We start from the raw sequence: 13650 nt of genomic DNA on the forward strand, positions 1-13650 counted from the left end.
AAAAGGCCCCCAAGTCTCCTACGGGAGGGTTGGGGGCCTTTTCGTCGTTGTTGCTTTCCGCACGTGCGTCGTCTGTCACTCGACCTCGAGCTCACCTTCGTCGACCCATCGCAGATCGCCATCATCAAGTAGCACCGGACGCAGCACGCGGCCGTCACCGATAGTGATCAGCTGGTTCGCTCCATTCACGTCAGCGATGACGCCTCGGCTGCCGTCGGGTAGACGGACACGCTCCCTATCGGTCATGGGCGCGATGGTACGCGCGACTACCGTCAAACCCGCCCGGCCATCCGCGCACAGTACGTAGGCTGGTGATCAACACAGGACCGCGCCTCCCCCCAAGGCCGCTGTGCCAGGGCCGCGGTCATGCATCCCCCATGTCGACCGCGGCCCGCTTCTTGTCTCGCGGCCAACGGATCCTCGAGTCAGGCGTGCCAGTAGTGGTTCGGGCTGGCCGAGTAGTAGATGAGCCAGATGACCGGGATAAACAGGAACAGACTCAGGAGCCCCCAGAGAACAAGGCTGTGACCCTGCTGCGGCCGCACATACGACACCCCCATGCCGTTCGCCTGACGACCCTGCACGGCGACCGGCACCGGCTGCTGCGGGTAGGGGTACGGAGTCGGCTGCGGTGCGGGTGCGTAGTGCTCGGTCCACTGGTAGCCGTCCCACCACCGCTGGTGGCCAGCGCCGTCGTTGTACCAGCCTGCTGGCGTCATCGTCATGAGTACCCCCGTCGATAAGTGGACCGAGCATAGCAACGCACTGCCCCCTTGGAGCGGCGTTGTGCCCGGCCCGGGTGCGACGTGCGTACGGGCAAGGCGACCCGAACAGGGGTCTGGTCGACGGTGTGCTGCAGCGATACTCTGCACGAGTCGTCGCTTTCCTAAACACGGCAGCGGGGACATCGATCTCGGGGGGAACCGGATGGCGGATAACGATAGCAACCTGCGCGCTATCAGAAATGTGGTGCGGCGCACGCATCACAATTGGGATGTCCACCCGGCCTTCAAACAGAGGGGGCAGAGCCTCGGCCAATTCTTCGCGATGCTTGGAGCGGTTCTCCGGGCCGACGACGTGCGGTACTCGACAAGCTCGCTTGGAGACGAAGACGCGCTCTGGATCGGCCTCACTGACGCTCACATCGTGACGGGCGAAGCTTCCACCACTCGCATGCAGATTGCTGTCCGGCCACTGAAGCTCGCGAAGCTAGAAGTTGTATCGGCACCCTGGACGCCGGATGGGCTGACGGCACCCGAACCACTGCGGGTGGTCATTGTTCTAGAAGACGGAGCCAACTATCCACTCCCCGGTGACGACATCTCGCTCGAAAGAGAGGAAGGCAAACTCGAAGAGTTCCTTCCTCAGCTAGTCAAGAAGGTTGTCAGCTAGGACCGCGCCCGCCGACATCACAGTCACGTTCCACGACGCCGGATCGCACCCAGGTACACCCAGGCGGAGTGCTGTGATCCGTCGCTGGTCGTCCACTCGATCCGTGCCGCCTTCTGGTTCCACTCCCTCACGACGGCTTCGATCGGGATGGTGCCAGCGGTGATGTCGATCCACGCTGTTACTGCGATCGGTTCGGGAGCCTGGACAGGACGGTCCTTCTCAATCTCCGTGAGCTCGGGCGGTAGGGATCGGTACTTGGGGGACATCTCAACCTGCGCGATCTTCGCCGCCATCTGCCGGTCGATCTTGTCCGCATAGCGCCGGTTGGAACTCATGCGCTCAATCGTACATATGTTCGAATAGAAGCTAGAGCAGCCTGATGCTTGACTCCTCGTATGGAGATCGGAGAGCACTGGGCCTACCGCGAGAAGAAGGGTGTGCCACTCGTCGAGGTCGAGGTTCTAGCTCTAGGTCAACCGGGGAAGACCTCACCGAGAATCAAGATTCAACATCTCGACGATCTCTATGAGGGAAGGGTCGAGTGGAGCCCAAAGATCCGGCTCAAAGTGAGATGGGATGAGCGACTTGAATACGAGGCGCGCGAGTCTCGCTGGGCTGCGGTCCAGTCATCTGAGACGACTCGAGCCGAGTACCGCGCTTATCACCACGTCTTTCTGCACCTGACACCGAAGGACATCCTCGACTGGGAAAGTTGGGGCGTCACGATGATCTTGGATGAGAGGCGTCTTCTTGACTTCACTGGCCTCGAGAAGGAGCAGCTGCAATCTTCCGTCTCATTCGTGGAGGATGGTGCCCTGGTAGTTCCGCGGGAAGTTACTCTCCGGATTGCACGCTCGATAGCGCTACGCAACCCGGATGCTCTCCTCGCCTGGATCGAGGCCGAGGAAAATGAGGAAGCTCGACTTCGGAAGACCCACAAGCTGAGCATGGACGACTGGCTCCACCCAGACTGGGAGTCGCCGAAGGATGCTTTCGTCCGAAGCGTGGCCAAGTACCGGCAGGAAGAAATCGAAATGCGGGACCTGCTTCGAGGTTGGCTAGGTGAGCCGGGAATGACAACTGGGCAGCGCATCGCTGCGCTGGAACAGCTAGTGATCAAGTTTGTGAGTGCGGCAGAGCGCGCCATCGATGACCTTCCGCAGGCACGAACACGCAAGGCGACTGCGACTAAGGTCGAGCTGATGCGCCTTGTCGATGAGGCCTCCCGCTGGTTCTAGCGACGGTGCTCGCGTGTGCCCACATTTTGCCCACAATCGAGCGTGGACGAAGAAGGCGTCAACAAGCGAAACTTGCCGTAAGTCCGCACGATTCCGCGGAGAAAGGTGCGTCGGCCAGAGTGTCGGCCTTCCGCAATCGGGTTCAAATCCCACCGTCTCCGCAGACCACGACCCCCCTGTTCCCCCGAGTCCCTCGGAGGCAGGGGTTTCGTCGTTCCTGGAGGTCGTCGCCCGCCCGGCGGCCATGTCCGGGCACCCCCACTTTCCGCGGCTGACCCACCCCGGAAAGCGCTCTTCCTGGGTGCACTCGCTCCGCACGCGACGCCGCACCCGGCGGAATGGCTGAGCACCCCCCAGTTACCGCGGCTGAGTCAGCCCGGAAAGCGCTTCTTCTGGGTGCACTCGTGCCGGACGTGCCCGCCGGTCGGGCGGAGCGCGCGCCGCTCGGCGGGCGGTCGTGTCTACGGTGGGAGAGCGGCGTTCGGGAGGAGCACGATGACCACCACCATGCGCGACACCCTCCTCGGCGAGGCCGACCTCGAGCGGCGGGCCGCGCTCCGGCGTATGAAGGCGCTCGCGACGGCGCTCCTCGTCATCGCGGCCGTCGTCTTCGCGGTGGCGTTCGCCCTGGAGGATCGGTACGCGTGGCTCGGCTACGTGCGCGCGGCCGCGGAGGGCGCGATGGTGGGTGCGCTCGCGGACTGGTTCGCGGTGACCGCGCTGTTCCGGCATCCGCTGGGTCTCCGGATCCCGCACACCGCGATCATTCCGAGCCGCAAGGACGAGATCGGCGCCAGCCTCGGCGACTTCGTCGAGCAGAACTTCCTCTCCGACGAGGTGGTGCGCTCGAAGCTCGCGACCTTCAGCGTGGCCGAGCGCGTGGGTGCGTGGCTCTCCGACCCCGCGAACGCCGAGCGGGCGAGCGCCGAGGGGGCGGTCATGGCGCAGGGCATCCTGCGCTTCCTCAGCGACGACGACGTCGAGAACCTCATCGAGCGGCTCGCCCGGCAGCACCTCTTCGATCGCGAGTGGGCGCCCACCCTCGGCCGAGTCGGAGCCGAGCTCGTCGCCGCCGACCAGCAGCGCGCGATCGTCGACGCCCTGGTCGATGCCGCCGAGACCTGGCTCACAGACCATCCGGATGCGCTGGGTCGCGTCGTCTCGACACGCCTGCCGCGGTGGGTTCCCGGGTTCCTGGGCGACTTCGCCGACGATCGCGCGCACCGCGAGGTGATCGGGTTGCTGCACGCGGTGCGCGACGACCCGGAGCATCCGCTGCGGATGGCGATCGACGGCTATCTGGTCGACCTCACCGACCGGCTCGAGCACGACCCCGCGATGGCCACCCGGGTCGAGGAGATCAAGGCGGAGTTCCTCGAGAGTCCGCGTCTGCGATCGTTCGCCGGCCGCTTCTGGGACGCGGTCAAGGCGACGCTGGCCGAAGCGCTCGCCGATCCGTCGAGCGAGCTGCGCTCGGCGGCGAGGTCGGCGCTGGTCGACATCGGCGTGCGCTTCTCGAGCGACCGCACCCTGGCGGCGAAGATCGACAGCTGGATCGCCGACGCCGCCGGCTACGCCGTGCAGAAGTACCGCCACGACCTCGCCTCCGTGATCAGCGACACCGTCCAGCGTTGGGACGCCCGCGAGACCACGCAGAAGATCGAGCTCCAGGTGGGCCGCGACCTCCAGTTCATCCGCATCAACGGCACCGTGGTGGGCGCCATCGCGGGCATCGGCATCTACGCGATCGCCACGGCCGTGCACGCCCTCCTCGCCTGACCCGCCCGAGTCGCCTGACCCGCCCGAGTCGCCTGACCCGCCTGCCCCCGTCGCGCCGCGGAGGCGCGGGCCACAGAGGCAGCAGAAGCAGAGAGGCACCGATGATGATAGCGCCGCGCTATCATCATCGCCATGGAGGACGCACCCACCGGAGCGACGCTGCGCCAGCGCAGGCTCGAGGTCGCGATGACCCAGCGCGAGCTCGCCGCGCGGTCCGGCGTGCCCCAGCCGAACATAGCGGCCTACGAGACGGGGCGGCGCCGGCCTTCGGCCGAGACCCTGGCGCGCCTCGACGAAGTGCTGCTCGTGCCCACGATCGAGAGGCTCCGACTGCTGCGCGATCCCATCCTGCAGCTCGCGGAGGCGCGGAGGCTCGAGGACGTCCGCGTCTTCGGATCGGTCGCCCGAGGCGAGACGACGCCCGGATCCGACGTCGACCTGCTCGTGCATCCGCGACCCGACGCGTCCGTCTTCGACCTCGCCGGCTTCATGGCCGAGGTCTCGGAGCTCCTCGCCGTGCCAGTCGACGTGGTCTCGGATCGGGGCACCGGGCCGGTGATGGATCGCATCCGCGCCGAAGCGGTCGCCCTGTGAACGACGATCTCGAGCGGGTGCCGGCGATCCTCGCCGACATCGAGCGGTTCGCTGTGAGTGCGCGGCGGGTGGTCGCCCGTGGGCGGGACTGTTTCCTCGACCCGGACGACGACGACCAGCGCCGCATCGCCCGATCGCTCGTGATCGACCTCTCCGCGGCCGCCGACCGCCTGCCCCAGTCGTACCGTGAGGCGGGCGCGGACGTGGACTGGCGCGGCATCCGCGCCGTCAGGAACTTCATCGCCCACGACTACGACGGCACCGACGACGAGATCCTCTGGCAGGCCGTCGCGGTGCAGTTCCCGATCGTGGTCTCTGCTCTCGCTGTCGGGAGCGGGACGGCGACCGATAGGCTCAGGGCATGATCGGGGTGGGGGCGCTGCTGCTGATCGCGGGTGCCCTCATCACGCTCGCGAGTCTCGTCGTGCTGCACGTGGTGCCCACGGGGCTGCGGCCGTGGATCGACCCGGTCAGTCAGTACGGGATCACGCGCTTCCGTGCCGGATACCTCGTCGCCGCGCTCGGGGCGGCGCTCGCCGGGGTCGGGGGTGTGCTCGCGCTGGCGCCGCTCGGCGCGATCGCCGCCGTGGTGCTGCTCGTCGTGTTCGCCGTCTCGCGAGCGATCATCCCGTTCGTGCCCATGGATGCGCCCGACGCACCGCGCACCCGCCGCGGTCGAGCGCACAACCTCCTCGCGATCGGCGCGTTCGCCTCCGTCACGGCGGCCGGCTTCCTGGCCGGCGGAGCCCTCCACGACGGCGGGCATCCGCAGCTCGCCGGTCTCAGCACCGGCTGCGCGATCGTCATGGCGGTCGGCTCCGCGGGCGTGATCCTCGGGTTCTTCACCCCGCTGCGGCGCGTGTTCGGCGTCAGCGAGCGGCTCGATCTATCTCGGCTTCATCGCGTGGTTCCTCGTGCTCGGCTTCGGCCTCGTCGTGGCCGGCTGAGCCCGCCCGTGTCGCTCCGCATCCGATCGGCGGCCCGGCGGGTGCTGACCGCCGGTGCGCTCGCTGCCGCGTTCATGGTGGGCGCGGCCGGATGCGCGGCCCCGACGGCGGACCCCGCGCCGAGCGACACCCTGCCGCTGGCGCTCGTCTACGACGGGCCGCAGGGCTGCCCCGAGTGCGCCCCGGCGATCGCCGAGGTGCTCGAGAGCGGGTCGCATCCGTTCCGCGTCGAGTTCGTCGGGCCGGGCACCGGCACCGACCTCACCGCGGAGGTGCTCGGCGAGGCTCAGCTCTACGTGCAGCCCGGCGGCGGTGCCGACCTGGGGGCGACCTGGGACGACCTCGAGCCTCAGGCCGAGGCCGTGCGCGACTGGGTCCACGGAGGCGGCTCGTACCTCGGGCTCTGCTTCGGCGCCTACCTCGCCGGGCGAGACCCCGGCTTCGATCTGCTGCCCGGCGACACCTTCGGGTGGGCGGGATCGCCCGGTTCCACCGTCCCGGACGACCGCGACACGGTGATCCCGCTCACCTGGGGCGGGACGCAGCGCTGGGTGTACTTCCAGGACGGGCCCGGTTTCGACCTCGACGCGGACGCCGATGTCGACGTGCTCGCCACCTACCCCGACGGGGTGCCCGCCGTGGTGGTCGCGCCCTACGGTGCCGGGCGGGTGGGTGTCGCCGGGCCGCATCCGGAGGCCGACGAGTCCTGGTACGAGGAGGAGGGCCTCACGAACCCCGACGGCTACTCCACCGACCTCATCGAGCAACTGCTCACCGCCACCCTCGCCCGAGGCTAGAGCCTGGAGGCGAGATGCCCCGTCACGCGGTGTCAACGCCCGGTCTCAGGGCCACGAGGTGAGGAAGTCGATCGTCGCCGTGACGATGCGACCGCGCCGGGCCCCGGGGTCGGCGGCATTCACCACTCGGCGGAGATCGACCTCGTCAGGCCCGACGGCGACCTGTCGGAGTCGGTCGACGCCGGCGAAGAGCACGATGTCCTCGGCGCTGGCGGAGGGGTCGCCGCCGCGCGCCGCGTCCCTTCTCGGGCGAAGTGCGGCGAGGAGGGGCGCGGCGGCCGGGGTAGGCCGTTGGATGCGCGTCGGCACGACGAGGATGGAGGCCAGGATGGCGGCCGCCCCGGCCGCCGCTGCCCACGCCGCCGTGCTGGGCGCGACGAGGATGAGGACGAACGCCGTCAGGATGAGCGCGATGATCGCGATCGGGACGAGGACCATCACGGGCCAGCGGACGATCCGACCCGTCAGGCCCTTGCGCACCAGGGTCTCACCGACCATGTCGATCGCCGACCACAGTGCAGACGATCGCGTCGATCCGGTGGCGAGGTATCCGCCGAGGATGAGGTGGGCATCCGCCCCCACACGTTCGATGTCGCGGATCCGCACCTCCGGCATCCGCCCCCGATCGGGGCGCCGGATGGTGACGGCGTCGTGAGCCTCGAGGTCGACGAGCGCGGCGGCGGCGGCGCGTCTCGGCCGCCCGACGAGGATCGCCCGGGCTGTCGCGCTGATCCGGGGTCCGCCGTCCGCAGGGTGCGGGGTGCCGACTGAGGGCCATCGCGGCAGTGACCAGAGCCGCAGGATGACGGCGACCGCCAGCAGCAGGAGCCCCACGCCGAGGCTGCCCAGAGTGAAGGCGGTCTCCATCAGTCTCGATCCCCCTCGATCACGCGACCGCCGCGTCGCCGCAGAGGATGCGCGCCCGTCAGTTGCCGTTCGTCAGGATCCCGTAGACGCCGGTGCCGATGAAGTACAGCGCGACCGCGGACACGCCGATCCAGATGGCGATGCGCGTGTTCGACGGCTTCCCCTTGTCGTCCCCGGGTCCCTGCTTCGGCTCGAACGGATCGCTCACCCGGCCATGCTACCCGCCGTGGTCGGACCCCCACCCCGAATTCGATGACAAGGTTTGCCATAGGCGACATCCTCGGGGGATGGCGACGATGAACGTATCCCTACCCGACTCGTTGAAGGAGTTCGTCGAGTCGCAGGTGGCGGAGCGCGGCTACGGCACGAGCAGCGAGTTCGTGCGCGAGTTGATCAGGCGCGAGCAGGCGCGCGCTCGACTCCGTGAGCTGGTCATCGACGGCATGGGTTCGGGTGAGGGCTCCGTGCTCGACGACGGCTACTTCGACCGACTCCGCGATCGGGCGCGGGAAGCTCCGGGCCACGCGGCGTGACCGCCCGCCGCGTCGTCACCACCCGGCGGGCGGATGAGGACATCACCCGGGCGCTCGAGGGCTATCTCGAGGCCGACGCCCGAGACGCCGCGTCCGACCTCATCGACATGCTGCGCGACGCGCGCGATCTGCTGTCGACGCATCCTTCGATCGGGTCCGCGCGCCACGCAGCCGAGACCGGGATCCTCGAGTTGCGCAGCGTGGCGCTGAAGCGGTTCCCGTTCATCCTCTTCTCTGCCGACGACGCAGACGCGGTCCGCATCCACCGGGTCCTGCGCTCCACTCGAGACCTCCCCGCGGAGCTGTTCGGAGACTGATGCCGGGGCGCTCAGCTCGCACGCGGGGCGGCGGGCGCGCGCAGGCCGGCGAGCAGCAGACGGACCATGCGCTCGGCGCGGCCGGAGGCCGCCGCGTCCTGGTTCGCGCCGCCGGAGCAGAGGTGGGAGACCGCGCCCAGGAGCTCCTCCGGGTCGACGTCGGCGACGGGGTCGCCGGCTGCGCGCGCCGCGGCGGCGAGGCGCGCGAAGGTGGGCGCGAGCCGGGTGGAGAAGTACACGGCGAGAGGCTCGTAGGCCGCATCCCCGGAGTGCAGCGCGGCGGAGAGGCCGCGCTTGGTCGCGACGAACTGCGTGTACCGGATCACCCAGAGGTCGAGCGCCTCGCTCGCCGGATGGGTGGCGGCGAGGTCGTCGGCGGCGTCGACGCACGCATCCATCTCGCGCCGGAAGACGGCGGAGATGAGGTCGGACCGCAGCGGGAAGTGCCGGTACAGGGTGCCGACTCCGACACCCGCGCGGCCCGCGATGGTGCGGACGGGTGCGTCGACACCGGACTCGGCGAAGACCTCCTTCGCCGCCTCCAGGAGGGCGTCGACGTTCTGCCGCGCATCGGCGCGACGGGGTCGTGCGAGCGGTTCAGGTGAGGACAGATGGATGCACCCCCTTGAAACGGAACGCTGTTCCGCTTAGTGTGTCCGATAACAGGAGCGATGTTCCGCTTACGTCGATCCTACGACACGAGGAGATCACACACATGCAGTACCGCACACTCGGCCGCACCGGCATCACCGTCAGCCCCTACGCGCTCGGCGCGATGATGCTGGGCTCGCTCGGCAACCCCGACCGGTCCGAGGGCATCCGGATCATCCACCGCGCGCTCGACGCCGGCATCAACCTCGTCGACACCGCCGACCGCTATGGAGACTCGGAGGAGGTCGTCGGCGAGGCGCTGAAGGGCCGGCGTGACCAGGTCGTGCTCGCCACGAAGTTCTGGGGCCCGGTCGACGACGACCTCAACCACCGCGGCGCCTCCCGTCGGTGGATCGTCGAGGCGGTCGAGCGCTCGCTGACGCGACTGCAGACCGACCACATCGATCTCTACCAGCTGCACCGACCCGATCCGAGCACCGATATCGACGAGACCCTGTCCGCGCTCACCGACCTCGTGCGCCAGGGCAAGGTGCGGGCGATCGGCAGCTCGTCGATGCGCGGGTCCGAGATCGTCGAGGCCCAGTGGATGTCGGAACGGCGCGGCTTCGAGCGGTTCCGCACCGAGCAGCCGAACTACTCGATCCTCGATCGCGAGATCGAGCGCGAGATCCTCCCGGTGGTGCAACGGTACGGGATGGGGACGCTCGTCTACAGCCCGCTCGCCGGAGGCACCCTCACCGGCCGGTACCGCGCGGGCCAGGAGAACGACCTCTTCCGGTCGACCCGCACGGGGATGCAGCACTTCCGCGACGAACGCCGTCTCGCCGCGGTGGAGCAGCTGATCGCCCTCTCCGACGAGGTCGGGGTGAAGCTGACTCACCTCGCCATGGCGTTCGTCGTCGCGCATCCGGGTGTCACGGCGGCGATCGCCGGTCCGCGGACCATGGAGCAGCTCGACGACACCCTCGCAGGGCTCGACGTGAGCCTCTCGGATGAGGTGCTCGACCGCATCGACGCCATCGTCCCACCCGGCGAGAGCATCGGCGCGATGGACATGGTCTACCGGGGCCCCGAGGTGGGCGACCCCGCGCTCCGCCGCCGCCCCGCCGCCACCCGCGCCGCCTCGTAGGTCGGTCAGCGGGGGAGGATCTGGCCGATGGGCTCGCGCTTCTCGGCCTGGAAGCGGTCCTCCGTGCGGCCGTACGCCCAATAGCCCGAGAGCGACACGTCGGCCCGGGGCAGGCTCCACTGCGTGAACAGGATGTCGCGGAGCGCCTTCATCGTCTCGCGCTCGCCGTGGGCGAAGACCTGAACCCGGCCGGGGCGCCCCACCAGGCCGCGGACCGCATCCGGCAGCACCGTGGAGGTGCCCGCCGCGACGGTGGATCCGCGGTGGAGCCACCGCAACTCCACCCCCTCCGGATGCGAGACAGGGATCTCGTCGTCGGCGGCGTGCACCTCGACGAGGGCGACGCCGCGGGCGTCGTCGGGAAGCGACTCGAGGGCGGCGGCCATGGCGGGCAGCGCCGACTCGTCGCCGGCGAACAGGTACCAGTCGGCGGTGGGGTCGGGGCGGTACGCGCCACCCGGCCCCGCGAAGACGACTCGGTCGCCCGGTTGTGCTGCGTCGGCCCAGGGCCCCGCGATCCCCTCGCTGCCGTGCACCACGAAGTCGATCGCGAGGGAGCGTTCGACCGGGTCGACCGCCCGCACCGTGTAGGTGCGTCGCACGGGGAGGTCCTCCGGCGCGAGCGTCTCGCGGAGCGCCTCGAGGTCGTACGGCGGCTCGAGCCCGAGGGAGGGCTTCGCGAAGTGGATCTTCACGTAGGCGTCGGTGAACCCGTTGGGTGCGAACGCGTCGAAGCCCGACCCTCCGAGGTGCAGGCGCACGAGGTGCGGGGAGAGCTGCTCGCGGCGGAGCACCTCCATCACGATCTGCGGGCGAGGGGCGCGGGGCTGGCGATCTGGCATCCGCCTAGGTTAGGGCATCCTTACCCGAGGTCGGTCAGTCGCCGGCGAATCGACGCGCTCGAGCAGGGTGACCACCTCGAGATGAGTGGTGTGGGGGAACATGTCGAGGGCGCGCGCCCGTCGCATCCGGAACCCGGGCATCCACTCGAGATCACGGACGAGCGTGACCGGGTTGCAGCTCGAGTACACGACGTGCTGCACCCCGGAGGCGTCGAGCCAGCGGGCGAGCGTCTCGCCGATGCCCCGCCGGGGCGGGTTCACGATGACGACATCCGGATGCTCGCCGGGCTGCGCCTGCAACGCGGCCTCGGTCGCGTCGCCGGCCTCGAAGCGGACGTCGTCGAGGCCCTCGCGGCGGGCGGTCGCGCGGGCGCTCAGCACGGCGTCGACACTCGTCTCGACGCCGAGCACGGCGCGGCCGGGGGCGGCGCAGGCGAGTGCGAACCCCCCGACCCCGCAGTAGAGGTCCCACACGGACGCGGGCCCCAGCTCGTCGACCCACGTCCGCGCCTGCGTGTAGAGCTGGTCGGCGACCGGGGTGTTCGTCTGGAAGAAGCTCTGCGGGCGCAGCTCGAGCCGCATCCCGGCGAGCGTCATGGTCAGGCGGTCGCGAGACGTGAGCACGATCTCCCGCTCGCCCTCGGTCACCGCCTTGTGCTCCGGAAGGAGGTTGGCCGTGACGACCACGGCGTTCGGCAGCGTCTCCTGCAGGGCGGCGAGGTGCCGCCGGAGCCGCGACACGACGTCCTCCGACCGGACGACGAAGCGCACCAGGAGCTCACCCTCCGCGTTCGCGGTGACGAGCACGTACTTAAGGTCGCCGCGGCGGCTCGGGACGTCGTACGGCTGCAGACCCGTGAGCGTGATGAAGCGGGCGAGCACGGGGAGTGCATCGTGGATGGGGGCGAGGTGCAGCGCGCATCCGCGGATGTCGACGCCCTCGCCCCGCCCGTCGAGGATGCCGAGCGTCGGTGCGGCTGCGGTGCCCCCGACGACCATCTTCGCCTTGTTGCGGAATCCCTGCTCGGGGCTGGCGATCGGCGACAGCCACTCAGGGGAGTGGGCGTCCAGCAGCTCCTCGACGCGGGCCTGCTTCGAGGTGAGCTGCTCCGCGTAGGGCGTGTCCAGCAGCGTGCACGAGCGGCAGAGACCGGCGTCGAAGTAGGAGCACTGCACGGAGGGACAGTCTAGGTCGCGGTGGCCCGCTCGACCCCGCGAGGCCGGCCGGCCGCGGGATGCGGTGCGACCGTCAGGCCGCCGCCGCCCTGCCGAGCGGCTCCTCCGTCAGGTACAGCCCGGTGCCCGCGCGGGTGGTCGCCGCCAGCTCCTTCAGCCATGCGCGGTTGAGCTGCGGGGAGCGGTTGCCGTTGAACTGGAAGCGGAGGTCGGTGCTCTGGTTGATCCAGAACGTGTCGCGGCCGCTGCCCTCATCGCGCGTGTGCTGCATCGTGAACGCGAGGCTGTGACCCTCGCGCAGCTCGGAGAGGATCACGACCTTGAGGTGCGCGAGCGCTCGATCATCGATCTGCGCGGCGAAGCCGTTCTGGCCGATGTGAAGGAAACCCATGATGGAACCACCTGCCTTTATCTAGTTCGGTTCGAGAGGAGACCAAGGCGTGGGTGCGTCTTGACGACTACGGGGACCGTCGATGACGGGCCGGATGGACGTGTCAGCGACGTTACGTGCCTCGTGCCGACAAGTCACGGACGCCGCCGGAACTCGGGGGGCCTTGCCATCTGCACGACCTTGTGCAGATGTCAATCCACGACCATCCGGATCGCGTCATGGGTCGACTCGGGTGTGCCCCGCCGAAGGGGCGCGGAGTGGAGCACCCCATGGTGGCCTTCCTCGTGATGATCCACGAGCAGCGATTCATCCTCGACGACGCGCAAGCTCAGCGATTGCGCGCGGATGTGGTCGAGGCGGTGAGAGCGGGAGGCGACCTCGTGGACTTCCGCCATGAGGAAGGAGAGGCGGGTGTGCTCGTGTCGGCGTCGACCCAGCTCGTCATCCGCCGCATCCCCGAGGCACAGTCGGGATTCGAGCTCGACGACGGGGTCTCCACTGCCGAGGGGACGGTGGCAGCGGTCGTCCCGCTCCGCCGGGCTCCCTAGGCGACGCCCTTGGTGAGCAGGAACACGCAGTAGGGCGCGGTCTCGATCGTCTGCACCACGGCGTACGCCTGGCGGGCGCGGTCGTACACGTCGAAGCGGGGCACGACCTCGAAGTCGCCGGCGTGTGAGTCGAGCGACCTCGCCGACTCGAGCACGGCGAGCTGCGTGTCGTTCGTCGCGGCCGGATCGTCGCCGATCTGCATCCTGCCGAGCGGTTGCTCCACGAAGGAGTCGAGCGGGAACACGCTCAGGATGGCCTCGACCGCCTCGACGACGCCCGTGCTGACGCGGATCACCGGACGTCCGCTCGAGTGGGCGGGGAAGTTGCGGTCCGCGAGCACGAGCACGTCGCCGTGCCCCATGTCGTCGAGGGTCTTGAGCAGGTCGCCGGAGAGGAGGGGGTTCACGCCTTTGAGCACGAACCCATCCTGCCGTCCGCCGCGTGCGGCATCAACGTGCCGTGGAACCGCGCCCTTAACGTGATTGAG

The 13650-nt window shown here is 69.3% G+C and carries 20 protein-coding genes and 1 pseudogene; 10 read left to right on the forward strand and 11 right to left on the reverse strand.

The window, feature by feature from the left end; translation table 11 throughout:
- Positions 1-75: 75 nt before the first annotated feature.
- Positions 76-246 carry a hypothetical protein gene (locus tag ACFJGV_RS15270; protein ID WP_378144837.1) on the reverse strand — a complete coding sequence of 57 codons (171 nt, stop codon included), beginning with the start codon at positions 244-246 and terminating at the stop codon, positions 76-78.
- Positions 247-425: 179 nt separating this feature from the next.
- Complete coding sequence (locus tag ACFJGV_RS15275) at positions 426-725, reverse strand: DUF2510 domain-containing protein (protein ID WP_378144838.1); 300 nt, start codon at positions 723-725, stop codon at positions 426-428.
- Positions 726-927: 202 nt separating this feature from the next.
- Here ACFJGV_RS15275 and ACFJGV_RS15280 point away from each other — a divergent pair, with 202 nt between their 5' ends.
- Positions 928-1392: a hypothetical protein gene (locus ACFJGV_RS15280; RefSeq protein WP_378144839.1), complete on the forward strand. Its 465-nt coding sequence runs from the start codon at positions 928-930 to the stop codon at positions 1390-1392.
- 23 nt (positions 1393-1415) lie between these two features.
- Here ACFJGV_RS15280 and ACFJGV_RS15285 read toward each other — a convergent pair whose 3' ends face one another.
- A complete protein-coding gene (locus tag ACFJGV_RS15285) occupies positions 1416-1727 on the reverse strand; it encodes a hypothetical protein (RefSeq protein ID WP_378144840.1) in 312 nt (103 codons plus the stop codon).
- Positions 1728-1787: 60 nt separating this feature from the next.
- Between ACFJGV_RS15285 and ACFJGV_RS15290 the strand changes: the two genes are divergently transcribed.
- From ACFJGV_RS15290 to ACFJGV_RS15310, 5 genes are all read left to right on the forward strand, one after another.
- Positions 1788-2630, forward strand: coding sequence for a hypothetical protein (locus ACFJGV_RS15290; RefSeq protein WP_378144841.1), 843 nt, complete (start codon positions 1788-1790; stop codon positions 2628-2630).
- 495 nt (positions 2631-3125) lie between these two features.
- Positions 3126-4409 carry a DUF445 domain-containing protein gene (locus ACFJGV_RS15295; protein WP_378144842.1) on the forward strand — a complete coding sequence of 428 codons (1284 nt, stop codon included), beginning with the start codon at positions 3126-3128 and terminating at the stop codon, positions 4407-4409.
- A 132-nt stretch (positions 4410-4541) separates the two neighbouring features.
- A complete protein-coding gene (locus tag ACFJGV_RS15300) occupies positions 4542-5003 on the forward strand; it encodes a helix-turn-helix domain-containing protein (RefSeq protein ID WP_378144843.1) in 462 nt (153 codons plus the stop codon).
- Positions 5000-5368, forward strand: a complete 369-nt coding sequence (locus ACFJGV_RS15305) for a DUF86 domain-containing protein (protein WP_378144844.1) — start codon at positions 5000-5002, stop codon at positions 5366-5368. Before ACFJGV_RS15300 ends, ACFJGV_RS15305 begins: the two co-directional genes overlap by 4 nt.
- Complete coding sequence (locus ACFJGV_RS15310; protein WP_378144845.1) at positions 5365-6747, forward strand: DUF998 domain-containing protein; 1383 nt, start codon at positions 5365-5367, stop codon at positions 6745-6747. Before ACFJGV_RS15305 ends, ACFJGV_RS15310 begins: the two co-directional genes overlap by 4 nt.
- 45 nt (positions 6748-6792) lie before the next feature.
- On the opposite strand, the gene ACFJGV_RS15315 is transcribed toward ACFJGV_RS15310, so the two are convergent.
- Both ACFJGV_RS15315 and ACFJGV_RS15320 read right to left on the reverse strand, forming a co-directional pair.
- A complete protein-coding gene (locus ACFJGV_RS15315) occupies positions 6793-7614 on the reverse strand; it encodes a hypothetical protein (RefSeq protein ID WP_378144846.1) in 822 nt (273 codons plus the stop codon).
- 58 nt (positions 7615-7672) lie between these two features.
- On the reverse strand, positions 7673-7822 hold the full coding sequence (locus tag ACFJGV_RS15320) for a hypothetical protein (RefSeq protein WP_378144847.1): 150 nt from the start codon (positions 7820-7822) through the stop codon (positions 7673-7675).
- 88 nt (positions 7823-7910) lie between these two features.
- Between ACFJGV_RS15320 and ACFJGV_RS15325 the strand changes: the two genes are divergently transcribed.
- Complete coding sequence (locus ACFJGV_RS15325; RefSeq protein ID WP_378144848.1) at positions 7911-8147, forward strand: type II toxin-antitoxin system ParD family antitoxin; 237 nt, start codon at positions 7911-7913, stop codon at positions 8145-8147.
- Complete coding sequence (locus tag ACFJGV_RS15330) at positions 8144-8464, forward strand: type II toxin-antitoxin system RelE/ParE family toxin (protein ID WP_378144849.1); 321 nt, start codon at positions 8144-8146, stop codon at positions 8462-8464. The genes ACFJGV_RS15325 and ACFJGV_RS15330 overlap by 4 nt, the downstream gene beginning before the upstream one ends.
- Before the next feature lie 11 nt (positions 8465-8475).
- Here ACFJGV_RS15330 and ACFJGV_RS15335 read toward each other — a convergent pair whose 3' ends face one another.
- Together ACFJGV_RS15335 and ACFJGV_RS15340 are read right to left on the reverse strand one after the other, a co-directional pair.
- Positions 8476-8862, reverse strand: a complete 387-nt coding sequence (locus tag ACFJGV_RS15335; protein ID WP_378144850.1) for a hypothetical protein — start codon at positions 8860-8862, stop codon at positions 8476-8478.
- A 24-nt stretch (positions 8863-8886) separates the two neighbouring features.
- Positions 8887-9081, reverse strand: a pseudogene (locus ACFJGV_RS15340) (helix-turn-helix domain-containing protein); the annotation flags it as partial.
- Between the two features lie 98 nt (positions 9082-9179).
- Between ACFJGV_RS15340 and ACFJGV_RS15345 the strand changes: the two are divergent.
- Complete coding sequence (locus ACFJGV_RS15345; protein WP_378144851.1) at positions 9180-10205, forward strand: aldo/keto reductase; 1026 nt, start codon at positions 9180-9182, stop codon at positions 10203-10205.
- Positions 10206-10210: 5 nt separating this feature from the next.
- Here the strand turns inward: ACFJGV_RS15345 and ACFJGV_RS15350 are convergent, their stop codons facing one another.
- From ACFJGV_RS15350 to ACFJGV_RS15360, 3 genes are all read right to left on the reverse strand, one after another.
- Positions 10211-11047 (reverse strand): siderophore-interacting protein, encoded by an 837-nt coding sequence (locus tag ACFJGV_RS15350; RefSeq protein ID WP_378144852.1) that lies wholly within the window; start codon positions 11045-11047, stop codon positions 10211-10213.
- Between the two features lie 9 nt (positions 11048-11056).
- Positions 11057-12223, reverse strand: coding sequence for a 23S rRNA (uracil(747)-C(5))-methyltransferase RlmC (rlmC, locus tag ACFJGV_RS15355; RefSeq protein WP_378144853.1), 1167 nt, complete (start codon positions 12221-12223; stop codon positions 11057-11059).
- Between the two features lie 73 nt (positions 12224-12296).
- The gene (locus ACFJGV_RS15360) at positions 12297-12614 is read right to left on the reverse strand and encodes a hypothetical protein (RefSeq protein WP_378144854.1); all 318 of its coding nucleotides are present in this window, start codon (positions 12612-12614) and stop codon (positions 12297-12299) included.
- 257 nt (positions 12615-12871) lie between these two features.
- On the opposite strand from ACFJGV_RS15360, the gene ACFJGV_RS15365 reads away from it, so the two are divergent.
- Positions 12872-13162, forward strand: coding sequence for a hypothetical protein (locus tag ACFJGV_RS15365; protein WP_378144855.1), 291 nt, complete (start codon positions 12872-12874; stop codon positions 13160-13162).
- Here ACFJGV_RS15365 and ACFJGV_RS15370 read toward each other — a convergent pair.
- On the reverse strand, positions 13159-13581 hold the full coding sequence (locus ACFJGV_RS15370; RefSeq protein WP_378144856.1) for an RbsD/FucU family protein: 423 nt from the start codon (positions 13579-13581) through the stop codon (positions 13159-13161). The genes ACFJGV_RS15365 and ACFJGV_RS15370 overlap by 4 nt on opposite strands.
- Positions 13582-13650: the final 69 nt, after the last annotated feature.

It is taken from the genome of Cnuibacter sp. UC19_7 (genome assembly GCF_042699995.1).
Classification (GTDB): Bacteria; Actinomycetota; Actinomycetes; order Actinomycetales; family Microbacteriaceae; genus Cnuibacter.

What these genes read in the sequence shown, in the direction of transcription:
- ACFJGV_RS15325 (WP_378144848.1), top strand. Translation starts at nt 7,911, where the DNA reads ATGAACGTATCCCTACCCGACTCGTTGAAGGAGTTCGTCGAGTCGCAG.
- ACFJGV_RS15295 (WP_378144842.1), top strand. Translation starts at nt 3,126, where the DNA reads ATGACCACCACCATGCGCGACACCCTCCTCGGCGAGGCCGACCTCGAG.
- ACFJGV_RS15360 (WP_378144854.1), bottom strand. Translation starts at nt 12,614, where the DNA reads ATGGGTTTCCTTCACATCGGCCAGAACGGCTTCGCCGCGCAGATCGAT.
- ACFJGV_RS15290 (WP_378144841.1), top strand. Translation starts at nt 1,788, where the DNA reads ATGGAGATCGGAGAGCACTGGGCCTACCGCGAGAAGAAGGGTGTGCCA.
- ACFJGV_RS15315 (WP_378144846.1), bottom strand. Translation starts at nt 7,614, where the DNA reads ATGGAGACCGCCTTCACTCTGGGCAGCCTCGGCGTGGGGCTCCTGCTG.
- ACFJGV_RS15280 (WP_378144839.1), top strand. Translation starts at nt 928, where the DNA reads ATGGCGGATAACGATAGCAACCTGCGCGCTATCAGAAATGTGGTGCGG.
- ACFJGV_RS15345 (WP_378144851.1), top strand. Translation starts at nt 9,180, where the DNA reads ATGCAGTACCGCACACTCGGCCGCACCGGCATCACCGTCAGCCCCTAC.
- ACFJGV_RS15300 (WP_378144843.1), top strand. Translation starts at nt 4,542, where the DNA reads ATGGAGGACGCACCCACCGGAGCGACGCTGCGCCAGCGCAGGCTCGAG.
- ACFJGV_RS15335 (WP_378144850.1), bottom strand. Translation starts at nt 8,862, where the DNA reads ATGGATGCGTGCGTCGACGCCGCCGACGACCTCGCCGCCACCCATCCG.
- ACFJGV_RS15285 (WP_378144840.1), bottom strand. Translation starts at nt 1,727, where the DNA reads ATGAGTTCCAACCGGCGCTATGCGGACAAGATCGACCGGCAGATGGCG.
- ACFJGV_RS15350 (WP_378144852.1), bottom strand. Translation starts at nt 11,047, where the DNA reads ATGCCAGATCGCCAGCCCCGCGCCCCTCGCCCGCAGATCGTGATGGAG.
- ACFJGV_RS15270 (WP_378144837.1), bottom strand. Translation starts at nt 246, where the DNA reads ATGACCGATAGGGAGCGTGTCCGTCTACCCGACGGCAGCCGAGGCGTC.
- ACFJGV_RS15310 (WP_378144845.1), top strand. Translation starts at nt 5,365, where the DNA reads ATGATCGGGGTGGGGGCGCTGCTGCTGATCGCGGGTGCCCTCATCACG.
- ACFJGV_RS15275 (WP_378144838.1), bottom strand. Translation starts at nt 725, where the DNA reads ATGACGATGACGCCAGCAGGCTGGTACAACGACGGCGCTGGCCACCAG.